This is a genomic window from Comamonas endophytica, from assembly GCF_023634805.2.
In the GTDB taxonomy this organism is placed as follows: domain Bacteria; phylum Pseudomonadota; class Gammaproteobacteria; order Burkholderiales; family Burkholderiaceae_C; genus Comamonas; species Comamonas endophytica.
This window is the reverse complement of sequence record NZ_CP106881.1, coordinates 3,123,532-3,140,469: the sequence shown is the minus strand read 5'-3', so window position 1 is coordinate 3,140,469 and position 16,938 is coordinate 3,123,532. Positions and strand designations below refer to the sequence as shown.

Sequence of the window (16,938 nt, the reverse complement as noted above, 5' to 3'; positions counted from 1 at the left end):
GCAGGCGACATGCTGCCCTCCATAAAGAGTGCCGGGTGCACATGCCCGGCACCAACGCCTGCCAAAGGCATTTGTCATTCCATGCCACCCGAGGATTTCTCTATGCCCCGTCACAACGACTGCCGACTGCTTTCCTTCGACGACCTGCGCAGCCGGCTGGACCGCGACCCCCTGCCCGAAAAAGACAGCCGCACCGGCTCGGCGGTGGCCCTGGCGGTGGGCGCGGGCGCCGTTGCCTATCTGGCGTGGATGGCGCTGCGCACTCCTGCACGGCCTGCCGCGGTCCAGCCCGTGGGCAATTTCGACATCTCGCGCTACATGGGCCGCTGGTACGAGGTGGCGCGCATCGACCAGCGCTTCGAAAAGGGCCTGGTGCGCACCCGCGCCGAATACACCCTGGCGCCCAATGGCAGCGTGCAGGTCGTGAACCGTGGCTTCGATCCGCGCCGCAACCGCTGGGACGAGGCGCGCGGCAAGGCGCAGGTGGTGGGCAGCTCGAATGAAGCCGCGCTCAAGGTCTCGTTCTTCGGCCCCTTCTATGCAGGCTACAACGTGGTGGCGCTGGACGAGCACTACCGCTGGGCCATGGTCGTGGGCTCGAGCCTGGACTACTTCTGGATTCTCTCGCGCACCCCGGTGCTGCCCTCCGGCGTGCGCCAGCACCTGCTGGCGCAGGCGCAGCAGATCGGCATCAACCTCGACCGCATCACCTGGGTCATGCAGGACGGGGCCAATCCCACGGGCGGCTGAAGCGCCCGCGTTTCCTAGGCCATGGTGGCGGCCGCCACCAGCCGCTGCGTGTAGGCATGGCGCGGCGCATCGAGCACCTGCGCCACGGGCCCGGCCTCCAGCACCTCGCCCTCCTTCATCACCATCACGTCGTGCGCCATGGCGCGGATCACCTCGATGTCATGGGTGATCAGCAGATAGCTGAGCCCACGCTCCTTCTGCAGCCGCTGCAGCAGCGCCAGCACCTGCTGCTGCACCGTCACGTCGAGCGCGCTGGTGGGCTCGTCGAGCACCAGCAGCTGCGGCTGCACGATCAGCGCGCGCGCGATGGCCAGGCGCTGGCGCTGGCCGCCGGAGAATTCATGCGGATAGCGCTGCAGCAGGCCCGGGTACTGCAGCTGCGTCAGCCCCACGTCCGCCAGCACCTGCTCGACACGCTGGCGCCGCGCGGCCGCGGTGCTGCCAGGCTCCTGCAGGCGCAGGCCCTCGCCGACGATCTCCTCCACCGTGAGGCGCGGCGACAGCGAGGAGAACGGATCCTGGAACACGACCTGCACGCGCCGGCGCAGCGCCTGGTTGGCACGGCTGTTGCGCGTGGCCGGCTGCTGCCACGCCTGGCCCTCGATGCGCAGCTGGCCATCTGCGGGCAGCAGGCCCAGGATGGCCTGCGCCAGCGTCGACTTGCCCGAGCCCGACTCGCCCACGACGCCCAGCGTGTGGTGCGGCAGCAGTTGCAGGTCCACGCCCTTGACGGCGACGAACTCGCCGCGGCGGAACCATCCACGCAGCCCGGGCAGTGGCGTCGAGTAGCGCACCTGCAGCTGCTGCGTTTCCACCAGTGGCTGATCCGAGCGCTGCGGTGCTTCAACGACATCGCGCTTCGGCACACTGCCGATCAGGCGGCGCGTATAGGCATGCTGCGGGTTGGCAAACACCTCCTGCACGCTGCCCTGCTCCACCAGGCGCCCGTGCTCCATGACGGCAGCGCGGTCGGCAAAGCGCCGCACCAGGTTCAGGTCGTGGGTGATCAGCAGCAGCGCCATGCCGGTCTGGCGCTGCAGATCGCCCAGCAGCTCGAGGATCTGCACGCGCAGCGTCACGTCGAGCGCGGTCGTGGGTTCGTCGGCCAGCAGCAGCCTGGGCGATGAGGCCAGCGCCATGGCGATCATCGCGCGCTGGCGCTGCCCGCCGCTGAGCTGATGCGCGAACGCGCGCGCGCGCCGCTCGGGTTCGGGAATGCCGGTGGTGGCCAGCAGCTCGACGGCCTGGCGCCGCGCCTGCGCCGGCGACAGCGCCTGCTTGAGCTGCAGCACCTCCGCCACCTGGTCGCCCACCGCCATCAGCGGATTCAGCGCCGTCATCGGCTCCTGGAAGATCATCGCGATATCGCCGCCGCGCACGCCGCGCATCTCGCGCTCGGGCAGCGCCAGCAGGTCGCGCCCCTCGAACAGCGCCTGGCCGCTCAGGCGCGCATCGCCCGCCAGGCGCAGCAGCGCCAGCGCGGTGACGGTCTTGCCCGAGCCCGATTCACCGACCAGCGCCAGCTTCTCGCCCGCATGAACATGGAAATCCACGCCATGCACCACCTGCTTGTCGCCAAACCATACCTGCAGATCTCGCACTTCCAGCAATGGCGAAGAGGAAGAGTTGTTTTGCGTCATGGCTTGCTGTCCGTTACCTGGGCCTTGCGGGGATCGAGCGCGTCGCGCAGCGCATCGCCCATGAAGGTCAGCAGCAGCAGCGTGCTGACCAGCACCGCGAAGGTGCTCAGCGAAATCCACCAGGCGTCGATGCTGTTCTTGCCCTGGCTCAGCAGCTCGCCCAGGCTCGGAGTGCCGGGCGGCACCCCCAGGCCGAGGAAGTCGAGCGAAGTCAGCGCGAGAATCGCCGCGCTCATGCGAAAGGGCAGGAAGGTGACCACCGGCGTGAGGCTGTTGGGCAGGATATGGCGCCAGATGATCTGCGCATTGCCCACGCCCAGCGCGCGCGCCGCCTTCACGTAGTCGAGCTGGCGGTTGCGCAGGAACTCGGCGCGCACGTAGTCCGACAGCCCCATCCAGCCAAACAGGCTCAGCAGCACCAGCAGCAGCGCGATGCTGGGCGCGAACAGCGCGCTGAAGATGATCAGCAGGTAGAGCTCGGGCATGGAGCCCCAGATCTCTATGAAGCGCTGGAAGGCCAGGTCGGTGCGCCCGCCAAAGAAGCCCTGGATCGCACCGGTGATGACACCCAGCAGCACCCCGGTGGCAGTGAGCGCCAGCGCGAACAGCACGCTCACGCGAAAGCCGTAGATCAGCTGCGCCAGCAGGTCGCGCCCGCGGTCGTCGGTGCCCAGCCAGTTGGCCGCGCTGGGCGCTGCAGGATTGGGCTGCTGGGCGAAATAATTGATGGTCTTGGGGCCGTAGCGGTTTGGCGTATAGAGCGCCCAGTTTCCTTTTTCCGCCAGGCGCTCGGCAATGAAGGGGTCGAGATAGTCGGCGGCGGTCTCGAAGTCGCCGCCAAAGGTCGTCTCGGGGTAGTCGTTCCACAGCGGCCAGTACATCTGCCCCTGGTAGCGCACGGCGATCGGCCGGTCGTTGCTCAGCAGCTCCGCCCCCAGGCTCAGCAGCACCATGGCGCAAAAGACCATCAGGCTCCAGAAGCCCAGGCGGTTGCGCTTGAAGCGCTGCCAGGCACGGCGTGCGGGAGAAAGCGAGGGCGTGATGGCCGGGGCCGGCGGCGGCAGCGCGTGCGCCGTGGCAGAGGGGTCAATCGAACTTGACACGTGGGTCCACCCAGACATAGCAGAGATCGCCGATCAGCTTGGTGACCAGGCCGATCAGCGTGAACAGGAACAGCGTGCCCAGCACCACCGGATAGTCGCGCCGGATCACGCTCTCATAGCTCAGCAGCCCCAGACCGTCGAGCGAGAACAGCGTCTCGATCAGCAGCGAGCCGGCGAAGAAGGCGCCGATGAAGGCCGCGGGAAAACCGGTGATGATCGGAATCAACGCATTGCGGAACACATGCTTCCAGAGCACCTGGCGCTCGCTCAGGCCCTTGGCGCGCGCGGTGAGCACATATTGCTTGCGTATCTCCTCGAGAAACGCGTTCTTGGTCAGCATGGCGGTGACGGCAAAGCTGCCCGCCACCATGGCCGTGACCGGCAGCGCGATATGCCACAGATAATCCACGATGCGCGCGCCCCAGCTGAGCTCGTCCCAGTTGGCGGAAGTCAGCCCGCGCAGCGGAAACCACTGCAGCTGCCCGCCGAAGATCACCAGCAGCGCCACACCCAGCACGAAGCCCGGAATGGCATAGCCCACGAGAATGACCAGCGTCGTGACGAAATCGAAGCGCGTGCCGGCGCGCACCGCCTTGGCCACGCCCAGCGGCACCGCCACCAGGTAGCTGAGGAGAAAGGTCCACAGGCCCAGGCTGATCGACACCGGCAGCTTCTCGATCACCAGCTCCCACACCGCCTTGTTGTGAAAGAAACTGCGGCCCAGGTCGAACTGCGCGAACTGGCCGAGCATCTGCAAGAAGCGCTCGTGCGCGGGCTTGTCGAAGCCGTAGAGGGCCTTGATCTGCTCCAGGCGCTGCGGGTCCACGCCCTGCGCGCCGCGGTAGTTCATGCCGCCCCCGCCGCCCGTCGCGCCGCCCGCGCCGGCCTTGGCCTCGGCCAGGTATTGCTCGACGGGGCCGCCGGGCACGAACTGGATGACCACAAATGTCAGCAGCAGCACGCCCAGCAGCGTGGGCACCATCAACAGCAGCCGCTTGAGGATATAGATGAACATCAGCGGTCTTTCGGGGGCTTGGAGGCGGGGCTTCGCGCCCACCAGGTATCGAGCGCCCAGAGCTCGCCGTTGCTGTAGGGCGGCGCAATGGCGGGGCGCGCCAGGCGCCAGTCGTTGAAGACCATGCGGTGCGTGCCCGCGCTCCACTGCGGGATCAGATAGTGGCTGTGCGCGATGACGCGCTCGAGCGCATGGCAGGCCGGCAGCAGCTCGGCTTCTGTCTTGGCGCTGGTCATGGCCTGGATCAGCGCATCGACGGCCGGGCTCTTGACGCCTGCGTAGTTGCCGGAGTCCTCGGTGTCGGCGGCCTGGCTGCCCAGCAGATCGGCAAACTCCTGGCCCGGGTTGTGCGTGCCCGGATAGACGATGGTGGCGATGTCGAAGTCGAACTTCTGCAGCCGCTGCTGGAACAGCGCGAAGTCCACCGCGCGGTAGCGCAGCTGGATGCCGAGCTTTTCCAGGTTGCGCTGCCAGGGCGCGACGGTGCGCAGGCTGCCCTCGCCGCTGTCGAGGTATTCGAGCTCCAGCGGCTGGCCATCCACATTGCGCAGCACGCCGCCCTCCACCGTCCAGCCCGCGTCGCGCAGCAGCTGCTGCGCGCGGCGCAGGTTGGCGCGCAGCGAATTCGGCGGGTCGGTGCGCGGCGGGCTGTACATCTCGCCAAACGCCGCCGCCGGGATCTGCGCGCGCCAGGGCTCCATCAGCGCCAGCTCGGCGGCGCCCGGCAGGCCGCGCGTTTCGCAGGCGGTGTTGCCGAACATGCCACGCACCCGGTAGTACGAGCCGTAGAACATCTGGCGGTTCATCCACTCGTAATCCATGGCCAGGTCCAGCGCCTCGCGCACGCGCGCATCCTGGAGGACGGGCCGGCGCGTGTTGAGCACATAGCTCTGGAAACCCGAAGGCAGCTTGTGTTCGAACTCGCCCTTGACCAGTTCGCCGCTGGCAAAGCGCCGTCCGTCGATGCGCCGCGCCCAGTCGCCGGCGCTGTACACGCGCATCAGGTCGAACTCGCCGGCCTTGAGCGCCTCGAGCTTGGCAGTGTTGTCCTTGTAGATGCGCACGCTCACGCGCGCGAAGTTGGCCGTGCCCTTGCGCACGCCCAGGTTCCTGCCCCAGTAATCGGGGTCGAGCACATAGGTGATGTCCTTGCCGAAGCGCACGGGACCTATGCGGTACGGCCCGCTGCCGATGGGAATTTCCATGACCACCTGGTCAAAGGGCTTGGCCTTGCCATCGGCGCCCCGGCCCCAGTCGGGGCTGAAGATCGGCAGGCCGCCCACCGTGAGCGGCAGCTCGCGGTTGGGCACGCGAAAGCGAAAGCGCACCGTGCGCTCGTCCAGCACGTCGGCGCCCGCGACATCGATCAGCAGCGTCTTGTAGCCGGGCGCGGTGTGCGGGCCGATCAGCGTCTCGTAGCTGTATTTCACATCCCCGGCCAGCACCGGCCGGCCGTTGTGGAAGCGCGCCTCGGAGCGCAGCCTGAAGGTGGCCGACAGGCCGTCGGGCGCCACCGTCACATCCTCGGCCAGCAGCCCGTAGCCCGTCGCGGTCTCGTCAAGCGAACCGGTCAGCAGCGAATCGAACATCAGATTCGCCAGATAGGCGGGGGCGTTGCCCTTGATCGTGAACGGGTTGTACTTGTCGAAAGTGGAAACGCGCAGATTGCTCACCAGGCGCAGCTCGCCCCCCTTGGGCGCCTCGGGATTGACGTAATTGAAATGCGCGAAGCCTTGCGGGTAGCGCGGCTGCCCCCATAGCGCATAGGCATGTCCGGACCATGCAGGAGACACACCGGCCAGCAGCAAAGAAAACATCCAGTAGCGCATGCGACAATTCTGCCCTACGAAGCACCGCCGCGGTCAACGGTCGGGCGTGCTGCACCGAATTTCGCGCAACGCGCACCTCACTACTCCTGGAGAAAAACAATGGGCTTCCTCACCGGCAAGAAACTGCTGATCACCGGCGTCCTGTCCAACCGTTCCATCGCCTACGGCGTGGCCAAGGCCTGCCATGCGCAGGGCGCCGAACTGGCGTTCAGCTACGTGGGCGAGCGCTTCAAGGACCGCATCAGCGAGTTCGCCGCCGACTTCGACTCGAAGCTGGTGTTCGACTGCGACGTGGGCGACGACGCGCAGATCGAGAAGCTGTTTGCCGACCTGGGCCAGGCCTGGGGCACCTTCGACGGCTTCCTGCACTCGATCGGCTTCGCGCCGCGCGAGGCGATCGCCGGCAACTTCCTCGACGGCCTGAGCCGCGAGAACTTCCGCATCGCGCACGACATCAGCGCCTACAGCTTCCCGGCCATGGCCAAGGCCGCCCTGCCCTACCTCAACGACAAGTCGTCGCTGCTGACGCTGTCGTACCTGGGCGCGCTGCGCTCGATCCCCAACTACAACACCATGGGCCTGGCCAAGGCCTCGCTGGAGGCTTCCGTGCGCTATCTGGCCGAAGCCGTGGGCCGCACCGAAGACGGCCGCACGATTCGCGCCAACGGCATCTCCGCCGGCCCGATCAAGACCCTGGCCGCCAGCGGCATCAAGGACTTCGGCAAGCTGCTCAGCCGCGTGGCCGACGCCTCGCCGCTGCGCCGCAACGTGACGCCCGAAGATGTGGGCAATGTGGCGGCGTTCATGTTCTCGGATCTGGCGGCGGGCGTGACGGCCGAGATCACTTATGTGGATGGCGGCTTCAGCCAGACTGCTGGGTTGAGCGCTGATCAGGTGTAAATCGCACCGGGTTCGATCCGAGGCCATGGGTGGTGCACCCATGGCCTTTTCTTATTGCGGGCGTATCTGCATTACTGCGCTTCGACTCTCCACCACCGTTCGCCCTGAGCCTGCCTCGCCGGCCGCGTCGAAGGGCGTTTCTGGGCGCGATACGCGCATGGCATGCATTGAATGTTCAATTCTTGGGCGGAGCGAATCTTGAGAGCAGCCCGCTCACCCTTCGACAAGCTCAGGGCGAACGGAGAGCGGGCAATGCGCATGGAGCGATAGAGCGGAGCACCAGTCAACTTTTCATGCACGTGAAGCGTGCAAGGACATACCTCGAATACTGTTTGCGAACCGCACGAAGAATTAAGCTGGGCGGTACCAACCGCCTTCCCCGCCGAACCGATGCCAACCAGCGATCACCACTCACACGACCATGACCACGATCATGGCCACACGCATGACCACGGCAACGGCCATGCCCACAACCATGCCCCCTCCGTGACGGCCTCCAACGCGCGCCGCATCCAGTGGGTGTTCATCATGACGCTGGCCTATGCCGCGGTGCAGGTGGTGGGCGGTTGGCTGTCAGGCTCGCTGGCGCTGATCGCCGATGCCGGCCACATGCTGTCCGACGCGGCGGCGCTGCTGCTGGCGCTGGTCGCCTACCGCATTGCCGCGCGTGCACCCGACAAGCAGCGCACCTATGGCTTTCACCGCGTGCGCGTGCTGGCGGCGCTGGCCAACGGTGCCTCGCTGCTGCTGCTGGTGGCGTGGATTGCCTGGGAAGCCGTGCAGCGCTTTCGCGAGCCGACCGAAGTGCTGGCCGGGCCGATGCTGGGCGTGGCCGTCGTCGGATTGATCATCAATCTCGCCGGAGCCTGGGTGCTGATGCGCGGACACCAGGGCGACGGCAACCTGCGCGGCGCGCTGCTGCATGTGGTGGGCGACCTGCTGGGCTCGATTGGCGCGATTGCCGCAGCCATCGGCATTCTCTACACCGGCTGGACCGTGCTCGACCCGATTCTCTCGGTGCTGGTGTCGGTGCTGGTGGTGCGCTCGGCGTGGAGCCTGGTGTCGGATTCGCTGTTGATCCTGCTGCAGGCGGTGCCGCGCGGGCTGGATGTGGAGGGCGTGCAGGCCGACATTGCCGGCCTGCCTGAAATCGCGGAGGTGGGGCACTTCCATGCCTGGACGCTGACCGATGACCGCGTGGTGGCCACGGTGCATGTCACACCTGCGCCCGGCACCGATCCCCTGGCACTGCCGGCGCGCGTGGCGCGGCAGTTGCGCGAAAAGCATGCCATTGCGCATGCCACGGTGCAGGTCGATCCCCCGGGGGAGCTGCAGGGTCCGCACGCGCGGTGACGGACCCGGCGCTTCACTCCTCGGGGTGGGCGCGCAGCGAGACGTTGAGGTGGTCGATCACCGGCGCCCACTCGGCGTCGGCGCCCAGGCCTTCGCGCAGCATGCGCGACTGCGCGGGCGTCCAGAACGGCGCATCGGGCAGCAGGATGGCGGAATCCAGGGGGGCATGCTCGCGGATGAACGCCGCAATGCCTGCGTCGTCATCGGGCAGGCCCAGCTGCGCGAACAGTTGGGAAAAGGTGGGGGGGTTCAAGGTATCCATTGCAAAGCCCTTTTTATCGATTCACGTGGATGACTTCGCACCAAAATGCGAGCTGACGGCATTGCCCGGGAGCATCGCCCGAGGCAGCGCTGTTGACGCATTGTGCAGTAAACCTCCGTGCGCCATGCCCCCGGCGCTGTCGGAAAAAAGCCCGACTGATGCGCCGATTCCAGCCCGTTGACCTCCTCCCCTGCCTGAAGGCAGGGGATTCCTACGGCGCTATGCAGGATTGAAGCTCCTGCACAGTCGCTTCGGTGGGTTCCGGTTTCACCGAGACCGGTTGCGCCGATGTCTTTCGGCCTCGACCAGAGCCTTTCCCTCCACAGGCTGACAAGCGCAGTCCGCGCTCCAGAACATTGATGGCGCCCACCACATCGGCATGGTCGCCATGGCCGCAGGCCTGGCACATGAAGGCCGCTTGTGTGCGGCGATTGTCCTGGCTGACATGGCCGCAGTGCGGACATGTCTGGCTGGTGTAGCAAACCGGCAGGCCCCGGCGAAACGGCGCATGTCGCGCCGCTGCCTGCCGTCGGGCATGAGCTCAAACCGGAAGGCTTGCAGGCGCTGCATGAAAGGATTATCGACAAGAAGCGCCAACCTGCCAGGAAAAACAAACTATGGGCTGAAGCTCTTGGGTGGCCCCGTATTTGGCGGCGCGCCGGGAGCCAGCTGTGGTCAAGTATGTCAACAGGCCACAGTCGCCAAGGGCAACATCCAACAGCCGGGACCGCTTCGCTGTCCGCGCTCTTGACCCTGCCGTAAACGACAGGGTTTGCCGGGCATCAGATCATTCAGGCTGGATACCCGCCGCCTTGATCACCTTGCCCCACTTGGCGGTTTCCTCGGCCTGGAAGCGCGCCAGCTCCTCGGGCGAGCCATGCCAGCGGCTGGTGCCGGAGAGCGTGTAGAAGCTCGCGGCCTGCTTGCTTTCCACGGCCTTGCCCAGCAGGGTGCTGAGCTGGTTCACGATCTGCGGCGGCGTGCCCGCGGGCAGATAGGCGGCGAACCAGTAGCCCATGTTGTAGCCCTTGACGCCCGCCTGCTCGATGGTCGGCACGTCGGGCAGCATGGAGCTGCGCTCCTGCGTCGAGAAGCCCAGCGCCTTGAGCTTGCCGGCCTGCACCTGCGGCAGCCCGGTGGAGACATCGGTGATCATCAGATCGATCTGGCCGCCCAGCAAGTCGGTGATGGCCAGCGGGTTGCTCTTGTAGGGCACATGCAGGATATCGACGCCCGCGAGCTGCTTGAGCATTTCGCCGGCCATGCGGCTGGAGGAGCTGCCGCTGCCGAAGCTCAGCTTGCCCGGGTTGGCCTTGGCGTAGGCCACGAGGTCCGCGACCGACTTGTGCGGCGAGGCGGCATTCACCACCAACACCTGCCCGCCCTTGCCCAGGCCCGTCACGGGCGCGAAGTCCTTCACCGGGTCATAGGGCAGCTTCTTGTACAGATGCTCGTTGGCCGCATGGGTGGTGTTGGTGGTGATCAGCACCGTGTAGCCATCGGGCGCAGCGCGCGCCACGCCCTGCGCGGCCAGCATGCCGCTGGCGCCGCCCTTGTTTTCCACGACCACCGCCTGGCCGGTTTCCTGGGTGATGAACTGGCCCAGCGCACGCGCGATCTGGTCGGTGGCGCTGCCCGCGGCAAAGGGCACGACAAAGGTCAGCGGCTTGGCCGGGTACTTGGCTGCGCCCTGGGCGAAAACGCCAGGCGCCGCCAGCGCCAGTGCAGCGGCAATGCCTGCGCCCAGCGTGCGGCGGCGAAAGGAAAAGGTGGATGGCTTGTTCATGCTTTTGTCTCCTCGGTTGCGTGATGGGTCAATTCAACGGAATTTCGGAAGCTCTTGCGGCCCCTTGCAATGGATCAGCAGATCGGCCGGCAGCAGCACTTGCATCTGCAGCAGATCGAAGGCCAGCGCCTTGCCATGGGTGTCGAGATTGAGCGCGCTATTGACGCCGCCCTCGAGCACCTCGTCGAGCACGAAATTCATCGCCTGCAGCTGCGGCAGCACATGGCGCGCGACATGGCTGGGCGCGCGCGCCGCGAAATGCGCGGCCACGCGCTCGGCGGTCACCTGCTGCGCGATCACGGGCCACAGCGCCGGGTGGTAGGCAATCACGCTGATATTGCTGCGGTTGCCCTTGTCGCCGGTGCGGCCGTGGGCCAGCCGGTACAGCGGAACCTGCATGGATGCGGAAATGTTCATGCGCCCTCCCCGGCCGCGCGCCACCAGCGCCAGCCGCATTCGACGGAGTCCCGTGCAATCAGGCACGAGACGGTGGACAGGCGCGAGCGCAGCTGGGTGCGCACGCCGCCCCCGCCGCCCGGCCCGCAGGTATAGAGCGCATTGACTTCGCGCAGCAGCACTTCGGCCGCGCGCGCCGTCGGCTGCTCCCACGCCCAGCGCACGCGCACATCGCGCATGGCGCTGCTTTCGGCCGGCAGATGGTCCAGCCACCGGCCGTGGTCATCGCCCAGCACGCTGGTCACGCCGATGAAATCGCAGCGCAGCAGGCCCTGTCCGGCCAGCCGCGTGCCGATCACCTGGCGCGCCAGCTGCGCCCGCGCCAGCGCATGCGCGCCGGCATAGGAAATCTCGGCCTCGGCCAGCCAGCCGCGTTCGCTGCAGACATTCACCTTGAGATGGCTGGGCCGCGCATGGCCGCGCACGCCGTCGAGCCGCACCAGGTCGGGGCCGACCTCGGTCACCATCGCCTGGCTGATATCGGCCACCACATCGGGCGTCAGATAGGCCGCGGGATCGTGCACCTCGTAGAGCAGTTGCTCCTTGACGGTCTGGGAATTGATCACGCCGCCGGTACCCGCGGGCTTGCCGATGGTGCAGCGGCCGTCGGCCTCGATGCGCGCGATGGGAAATCCGACATGGGCCAGATCGGGCACGTCCTTGTAGCCCGGATCGGCGAAATAGCCGCCCGACACCTGCGAGCCGCATTCCAGCAGATGGCCGGCCATGGTGCCGCGCGCCAGCAGATCCCAGTCGTCCCAGGCCCAGCCATGCCAGGCAGCGGCCGGGCCCAGCACCAGCGCCGGGTCGGCCACACGGCCCGCGATCACGATCTCCGCGCCCTGCTCCAGCGCCAGGGCAATGGGCTGCGCGCCGATATAGGCATTGGCGCTGACCACGCGCGCCGTGGGCCATTCGTCGCCGCAGGCCTGCTGCAGGGCCGCGCGGTGCTCCTCGCCCATCAGGTCATCGCCCTGTACCAGCGCCATGCGCGGCACGCGCAGGCCCAGCTCTGCGGCCAGCGCCGCGATGCAGGCGGCCGCGCCGGCCGGATTGGCCGCGCCGAAGTTGCTGACGATGCGGATGCCATGCGCCAGGCAATCGGCCAGCACCGGCCGCAGCAGGTCGGCCAGCAGTGGCTCGAAGCCTGCGGCCGGATCGCGCTCGCGCGCCAGCTGCGCCAGCGCCAGCGTGCGTTCGGCCAGGGTCTCGAAGATCAGCACCGCGGGTTCGCGCGCCGCCATCAGCGCATCGACCACGGGCCGCGCCGCATCGGTGCGGTCGCCGGAAAAACCCGCGCCGCAGCCCACGAGCAGCGCACCGCGCGGCGTCGAGGGCGCAGGGCCCACAGGCCAGCGCGCGGAGGAAATATCGGAAGTGGGGGTCGCCATGCAGGCAATATAGGCCCAGCGCTTTATGCTGTAAATTCGATGCTTTGGATTGTTTCATCGAAAAACCCAATGAATCTCACCACGCGCCAACTGCAGGCCTTTGCCGCGCTGCACCAGCAGCTGAGCTTCACGCGCGCCGCGCAGCAGTGCTGCCTGTCGCAGCCTGCCTTCAGCGCGCTGATCCAGGGGCTGGAGCAAGGCCTGGGGGCGCAGCTGTTCGAGCGCAGCACGCGGCATGTGGTGCTGACGCGGGCGGGCCAGGACTTCCTGCCCCATGCGCAGCGCCTGCTGGCCGGCATCGAGCAGGCGGTGCAGGAGCTGCAGGGCGCGGCGCAGCTGCGCGCCAGCCGCGTGACGGTGGCGCTGCTGCCCTCGCTGGCGGCGCACTGGCTGCCCGCGGTGCTGGCCGATTTCGCGCAGACCCATCCCCATATCCAGGTGCAGGTGCGCGATGCGCTGAACACCCCGTGCCTGGAGAGCGTGCAGCAGGGCCAGGCCGACTGGGCGCTGTGCACGGCGCTGGCGCGCCACCCCGATCTGCATGCGGCGGCCGTGGCCGAGGAAAGCTTCTATCTCATCTGCCCGCGCGCGCATCCCCTGGCGCAGATGCAGGCGCCGATCCATGCCCAGGCACTGCAGAGCCACCCCTTCGTGCAGATGGCGGCGCATACCAGCGTGCGCGCCAGCGTGGACCTGTGGCAGGCGCAGGTCTTCGGCAAGCCGGTGCTGCAGACCTGCATGGAAGTCGAGCAGCTGGCCACGGTGATGGGCATGGTGCGCGCCGGCCTGGGCGTGAGCCTGGTGCCCGCGCTGTCGCTGGCCTACTTCCAGGACCCGGGCATTGCCATCCGCCGGCTGGTGGACACTGCGCCCTCGCGCACCATCTACTGGGTGCGCCATCGCCACCAGGGCCTGGGGCCGGCGGCGCAGGCGTTCTACGCCAGCGCGCAGCAATCGCTGCAGGAATGGCTGCAGGGGCAGAGCGGGCCGGCCATGCACACCGCATAAAACCGCGTGGCGCCCGAAATACCGCTCCTCTGGCTATGATGGTCCGAGTTGCAGCCCAGACCGCGACCCCGATGAACACTCCGGCCTTCCCACCGTTGCGCACCGAATGCCCGCCCGGCGCCTGCAATTGCGGGCGCGACGCGCTGCTGCAGCAGCCCGAGGCCGACCTGCGCATCATGCTGCTCACGCGCGAAGAGGAAAAACGCCTGCTGCAGCGGCTGGAGAACATCGCCAGCCTGGCAGACCTGCGCCACATGCTGCGGCGCATGCAGCAGCAGCTCGGCCTGGAGGTGCAGGTCAACACCAGCGGGCGCGAGGTGCGCACGCTGCGCGGCATCACCATCCTGGTGGTGGAGCGCCCGGGGCTGTGCCGCAAGACACGCCAGGCGATTCCTGCTGCCATCAAGCGCAGCCTGGAGCTGCGCCCGGAGATTGCCTTCGAGCTGCTGGACGAGGCGAGCCTGTTTGCGCCGCCCGGGCTGCAGGACGGGCGGCGTTAGCCCGCTGCCCGTCCACGCCAGCCTGCAGACTCAGGGCCGCGCCACGCGCCAGGCGTTGCCCACGCCGTCGCCGGTCATGTCGCCCGGCTTGCCATCCTTGACCCAGTAGTAGAGCGGACGCCCCTTGTAGGCCCACTGGCTGGCGCCATCGTCACGCGTGATCACGCTCCAGTCGCCGATCGGCTGGGCGCCTGGAGGCGCCATCAGCGGCGGCCAGTTGGTGGCGCAGCCGCCATTGCAGACGCTCTTGCCGCTGCCGGTGGCATCGCGGTCGAAGACATACAGCGTCATCTGGTTCGGTCCGACCAGCATGCCGTTCATGACCGTGGCGGGAGAGCCCTGCGACATCGATCCCGCGGGGGCGGGAGAGGTCTGGGTCATTGCCCCCGCAGTGGCTGCAGGTGTCTGCGCCGTGGATGCCCGGCTGGAGGGTGCCGTATCGCAGGCGGTCAGCGCCACCGAAACCAGAAAAGCCATCGAAGCCATACGCAGCATGGAATACTCCTTGAAGGTTGGAAAGCTGGAAGAAGGCGCTGGTCCATCACCCGGGCGCCGGTGAGAGTCGCCCGCAAAGTATCTGCCTTTTCGCGTTGCGTGTTGTAACCAAGTTTGCCTGGGTGTGGTCGGGCAGCCTCACGCCTGCCTACGCTTCTTGCATGCCCTCAAATCCAGCATCCCCTGCACGGTGCGCGGATCCACGCCGCGCGCAAAGATCGCGTGCTTCTGGATCTTCTGCGTGCCGGTCGTGGGAAGCTGCGGTGTGAACCAGATCCAGCCGGGCGCCTTGTAGTAGGCCATGCCGCCATGGCAATGCGCGAAGAGCTGCTGTGCCACCCCGCCCCTCGCGTCTGCCTCGGGCATCCCCGCCTTGAGCACTATGCAGGCCAGCACCTCCTCCTCGCGCAGCGCGTCGGCCACCGCCAGCACGGCGGCCTGCTCGACCAGCGGATGGGTCAGCAGCATCGCCTCGACCTCGGCCGCCGCGATGTTCTCACCCGAGCGCCGGATGATGTTCTTGCGCCGGTCGACGAAATGGAACATGCCGCCCGCGTCGCGCACCACGATGTCGCCAGTGTGGAACCAGCCGCCGCGCCAGGCGCTTTCGGTGGCGGCGGGGTCGTCCAGGTATCCACTGAAGAAGTCCTTGCGCGGCGTCTGCTTCGAGTGGCGGATGACCAGCTCGCCCGGCGTACCGTCCGGCACATCCTGGTCCAGATCGTCGACGGCCCGCGCCTGCACGCCCTCCACTGCCCGGCCGAACGCACGGGTGCCGACCTGGCGCGGCTCGTGGCAGTCGGCCATGATGCGCACCATCTCGGTCATGCCCCAGAGTTCCAGCAGCGGGAAGCCGAAGCGCTGCTCGAAAGCCGCATGCCGCTGCGGCTCGGCACCCGCACCGAAGCCGAAGCGCACGCAGTGGTTGCGGTCTTCGTCCGAAGGCGGCTGAAGCAGCAGCAGCTGGATCACGACGCCCAGGTAGTGGACGATGGTGGCACGCGTCTGGCGCACCTCCTGCCACCAGCGCGAGGGCTGGAAACGGTCGGTCTGCACCTGGCAGCCGCCAGTCAGCAGCATGCACTGGAACGACAGTATCGACGCGTTCACATGGAACAGCGGCAGCGGGTTGTACAGGCGCTCGCCGCCCTCGCGGATGCGCGCCAGCCCGCCGCGCGTGGCATAGGCATGGCCGGCCGCAAGCTCATAGTGGTGCGACAGCACGCAGCCCTTGGGCCGGCCCGTGGTGCCCGAGGTATAGAGAATGCTGGCGGGCGTATCAGGCCCCACCTGCCCTGCCAGCGCGGGGCGCGCCGCCATGGGCAGGCCCTGCGGCCACTGCTCCCACAGCAAGACCGGCGGCTGGTGCCGGCTTTCGCGCAGCGCCGCCTGTGCTGCATCCGCATGGCTGCCGAGCACCAGCAGCAGATCCGGCTGGGCATGGTCGATCAGATAGGCGAACTCGCCCGGGCGGTAGTCGGGATTCACCGGCACGCAGCACACGCCCAGCGCATTCAGCGCCAGCTTGTGCAGCATGTGCTCGGGCCGGCTTTCCAGCAGCAGGCCCACGCGATGCCCCAGTCCATAACCGGCCGCGCGGTACCGGGCCATCAGCGCGGTCACTTGCTGCGCGGCCTGCGCATAGCTGATCTCCCAGCCCTCGGGATGGTAGCCGCGTGCCGGATTCGCCGGCACTGCCAGCAGGCTGTTGCCGGCATAGGCCTGCGCGGCCTGGAAGAACACTTCGCCAATGCTGCTTTCTTCGTGGATGGCAATCACGGACAGTCCTCAGTTCGAGACAGGTTTGAAACCCAAGCGGCGAAACAATCGCTCGGAACGCAGATGCCCCACCGTGATACGGGCGCAGCAACCGGCGTAGCCGAGCTGCTGTAGCGCGGCAAGACTGTGACTGACCAGCATGCCGCCCATGCCCTGGCCCTGCAGCAGCTTGGCGACCGCTATCAAGCCGATCACCGGGCCGCCATAAGTGGGTGAGTCACCTACCAGGATGGCGCCATCGATCTCCCTGGCGCTTGATTCGTGCACGAATGAAGCGGCATCGATGAAATGGCCATAGTGTCCCGCCAGGATGGCGGGAACCGTGGTTCGAAATGTTCCGGCCAATGCCTCATCCGGTGCGTCCAGAAATGTTTGCTGCGCCAGCGTCACCACTGCCTGGGCATCCTCCGCGCGCACCGGCCGCAAAGCGCTGGTGCCATGAACAGGTCGCTGCTCCCCGGCAAGGCTCGTGCGCCACAGCCGGGCCACACGCGCAGCCCGCGGATTCCCGCACTGCGGTTGCTTCTGGCTTGTCATGGCTGCATCCTCCCTTCAGTCCAGGGCACATGGCCATCTGCCGCCGCCCTGCATCCAGCGTATCCCGACATCGCGACTTTTCAGCTGCCACCTAGGGAAAGCACGAAGCCGCATACGCACGCTTGAAAACAAAA

17 protein-coding genes and 1 pseudogene are annotated in these 16,938 nt (G+C 67.4%); 5 read left to right on the top strand and 13 right to left on the bottom strand.

The window, feature by feature from the left end; all coding sequences use genetic code 11:
- The first annotated feature begins 102 nt into the window (after positions 1-102).
- Positions 103-750 carry a lipocalin family protein gene (locus tag M9799_RS14275; RefSeq protein WP_231044548.1) on the top strand — a complete coding sequence of 216 codons (648 nt, stop codon included), beginning with the start codon at positions 103-105 and terminating at the stop codon, positions 748-750.
- A 14-nt stretch (positions 751-764) separates the two neighbouring features.
- Here the strand turns inward: M9799_RS14275 and M9799_RS14270 are convergent, their stop codons facing one another.
- From M9799_RS14270 to M9799_RS14255, 4 genes are read right to left on the bottom strand one after another with little or no spacing between them, the layout of a single operon-like run.
- A complete protein-coding gene (locus M9799_RS14270; protein WP_231044547.1) occupies positions 765-2,390 on the bottom strand; it encodes an ABC transporter ATP-binding protein in 1,626 nt (541 codons plus the stop codon).
- On the bottom strand, positions 2,387-3,511 hold the full coding sequence (locus tag M9799_RS14265) for an ABC transporter permease (RefSeq protein WP_422689417.1): 1,125 nt from the start codon (positions 3,509-3,511) through the stop codon (positions 2,387-2,389). Before M9799_RS14265 ends, M9799_RS14270 begins: the two co-directional genes overlap by 4 nt.
- On the bottom strand, positions 3,477-4,508 hold the full coding sequence (locus M9799_RS14260; RefSeq protein ID WP_231044546.1) for a microcin C ABC transporter permease YejB: 1,032 nt from the start codon (positions 4,506-4,508) through the stop codon (positions 3,477-3,479). The genes M9799_RS14265 and M9799_RS14260 overlap by 35 nt, the downstream gene beginning before the upstream one ends.
- Positions 4,508-6,337: an extracellular solute-binding protein gene (locus M9799_RS14255; protein WP_231044545.1), complete on the bottom strand. Its 1,830-nt coding sequence runs from the start codon at positions 6,335-6,337 to the stop codon at positions 4,508-4,510. Before M9799_RS14255 ends, M9799_RS14260 begins: the two co-directional genes overlap by 1 nt.
- Positions 6,338-6,436: 99 nt before the next feature.
- On the opposite strand from M9799_RS14255, the gene fabI reads away from it, so the two are divergent.
- Together fabI and M9799_RS14245 are read left to right on the top strand one after the other, a co-directional pair.
- Positions 6,437-7,237: an enoyl-ACP reductase FabI gene (fabI, locus tag M9799_RS14250; RefSeq protein ID WP_231044544.1), complete on the top strand. Its 801-nt coding sequence runs from the start codon at positions 6,437-6,439 to the stop codon at positions 7,235-7,237.
- Positions 7,238-7,723: 486 nt separating this feature from the next.
- On the top strand, positions 7,724-8,590 hold the full coding sequence (locus M9799_RS14245) for a cation diffusion facilitator family transporter (RefSeq protein WP_231044543.1): 867 nt from the start codon (positions 7,724-7,726) through the stop codon (positions 8,588-8,590).
- Positions 8,591-8,603: 13 nt separating this feature from the next.
- Here the strand turns inward: M9799_RS14245 and M9799_RS14240 are convergent, their stop codons facing one another.
- From M9799_RS14240 to M9799_RS14220, 6 genes and pseudogenes are all read right to left on the bottom strand, one after another.
- Positions 8,604-8,843 (bottom strand): DUF2789 domain-containing protein, encoded by a 240-nt coding sequence (locus M9799_RS14240; RefSeq protein WP_422689414.1) that lies wholly within the window; start codon positions 8,841-8,843, stop codon positions 8,604-8,606.
- Positions 8,844-9,063: 220 nt separating this feature from the next.
- The gene (locus M9799_RS14235; RefSeq protein WP_377008725.1) at positions 9,064-9,342 is read right to left on the bottom strand and encodes a zinc ribbon domain-containing protein; all 279 of its coding nucleotides are present in this window, start codon (positions 9,340-9,342) and stop codon (positions 9,064-9,066) included.
- Positions 9,333-9,422 (bottom strand): annotated as a pseudogene (locus M9799_RS20650) (helix-turn-helix domain-containing protein); the annotation flags it as partial. The gene M9799_RS14235 and the pseudogene M9799_RS20650, both read right to left, overlap by 10 nt.
- Before the next feature lie 217 nt (positions 9,423-9,639).
- The gene (locus tag M9799_RS14230; RefSeq protein WP_231044541.1) at positions 9,640-10,638 is read right to left on the bottom strand and encodes a Bug family tripartite tricarboxylate transporter substrate binding protein; all 999 of its coding nucleotides are present in this window, start codon (positions 10,636-10,638) and stop codon (positions 9,640-9,642) included.
- Between the two features lie 33 nt (positions 10,639-10,671).
- Positions 10,672-11,055 (bottom strand): AtuA-related protein, encoded by a 384-nt coding sequence (locus tag M9799_RS14225; RefSeq protein WP_231044540.1) that lies wholly within the window; start codon positions 11,053-11,055, stop codon positions 10,672-10,674.
- Positions 11,052-12,485 (bottom strand): acyclic terpene utilization AtuA family protein, encoded by a 1,434-nt coding sequence (locus tag M9799_RS14220; protein WP_231044539.1) that lies wholly within the window; start codon positions 12,483-12,485, stop codon positions 11,052-11,054. Before M9799_RS14220 ends, M9799_RS14225 begins: the two co-directional genes overlap by 4 nt.
- A 69-nt stretch (positions 12,486-12,554) precedes the next feature.
- Here M9799_RS14220 and M9799_RS14215 point away from each other — a divergent pair, with 69 nt between their 5' ends.
- Positions 12,555-13,493: a LysR family transcriptional regulator gene (locus M9799_RS14215; RefSeq protein WP_231044538.1), complete on the top strand. Its 939-nt coding sequence runs from the start codon at positions 12,555-12,557 to the stop codon at positions 13,491-13,493.
- Positions 13,494-13,564: 71 nt separating this feature from the next.
- Positions 13,565-13,993 (top strand): hypothetical protein, encoded by a 429-nt coding sequence (locus tag M9799_RS14210; protein WP_231044537.1) that lies wholly within the window; start codon positions 13,565-13,567, stop codon positions 13,991-13,993.
- Between the two features lie 30 nt (positions 13,994-14,023).
- On the opposite strand, the gene M9799_RS14205 is transcribed toward M9799_RS14210, so the two are convergent.
- The 3 genes from M9799_RS14205 to M9799_RS14195 form a co-directional block, all read right to left on the bottom strand.
- On the bottom strand, positions 14,024-14,488 hold the full coding sequence (locus M9799_RS14205) for a COG4315 family predicted lipoprotein (RefSeq protein ID WP_377008310.1): 465 nt from the start codon (positions 14,486-14,488) through the stop codon (positions 14,024-14,026).
- A gap of 138 nt (positions 14,489-14,626) precedes the next feature.
- Positions 14,627-16,267, bottom strand: coding sequence for an AMP-binding protein (locus tag M9799_RS14200; protein WP_231044536.1), 1,641 nt, complete (start codon positions 16,265-16,267; stop codon positions 14,627-14,629).
- Positions 16,268-16,276: 9 nt separating this feature from the next.
- The gene (locus M9799_RS14195) at positions 16,277-16,804 is read right to left on the bottom strand and encodes a GNAT family N-acetyltransferase (RefSeq protein ID WP_231044535.1); all 528 of its coding nucleotides are present in this window, start codon (positions 16,802-16,804) and stop codon (positions 16,277-16,279) included.
- Positions 16,805-16,938: the final 134 nt, after the last annotated feature.

Bases quoted from the DNA above. Each gene is read 5' to 3' on its own strand.
- M9799_RS14195 (WP_231044535.1), bottom strand. From the start codon at position 16,804: ATGACAAGCCAGAAGCAACCGCAGTGCGGGAATCCGCGGGCTGCGCGT.
- M9799_RS14210 (WP_231044537.1), top strand. From the start codon at position 13,565: ATGAACACTCCGGCCTTCCCACCGTTGCGCACCGAATGCCCGCCCGGC.
- M9799_RS14225 (WP_231044540.1), bottom strand. From the start codon at position 11,055: ATGAACATTTCCGCATCCATGCAGGTTCCGCTGTACCGGCTGGCCCAC.
- M9799_RS14255 (WP_231044545.1), bottom strand. From the start codon at position 6,337: ATGCGCTACTGGATGTTTTCTTTGCTGCTGGCCGGTGTGTCTCCTGCA.
- M9799_RS14275 (WP_231044548.1), top strand. From the start codon at position 103: ATGCCCCGTCACAACGACTGCCGACTGCTTTCCTTCGACGACCTGCGC.
- M9799_RS14220 (WP_231044539.1), bottom strand. From the start codon at position 12,485: ATGGCGACCCCCACTTCCGATATTTCCTCCGCGCGCTGGCCTGTGGGC.
- M9799_RS14260 (WP_231044546.1), bottom strand. From the start codon at position 4,508: ATGTTCATCTATATCCTCAAGCGGCTGCTGTTGATGGTGCCCACGCTG.
- M9799_RS14205 (WP_377008310.1), bottom strand. From the start codon at position 14,488: ATGCTGCGTATGGCTTCGATGGCTTTTCTGGTTTCGGTGGCGCTGACC.
- M9799_RS14270 (WP_231044547.1), bottom strand. From the start codon at position 2,390: ATGACGCAAAACAACTCTTCCTCTTCGCCATTGCTGGAAGTGCGAGAT.
- M9799_RS14215 (WP_231044538.1), top strand. From the start codon at position 12,555: ATGAATCTCACCACGCGCCAACTGCAGGCCTTTGCCGCGCTGCACCAG.
- M9799_RS14230 (WP_231044541.1), bottom strand. From the start codon at position 10,638: ATGAACAAGCCATCCACCTTTTCCTTTCGCCGCCGCACGCTGGGCGCA.
- M9799_RS14265 (WP_422689417.1), bottom strand. From the start codon at position 3,511: ATGTCTGGGTGGACCCACGTGTCAAGTTCGATTGACCCCTCTGCCACG.
- fabI (WP_231044544.1), top strand. From the start codon at position 6,437: ATGGGCTTCCTCACCGGCAAGAAACTGCTGATCACCGGCGTCCTGTCC.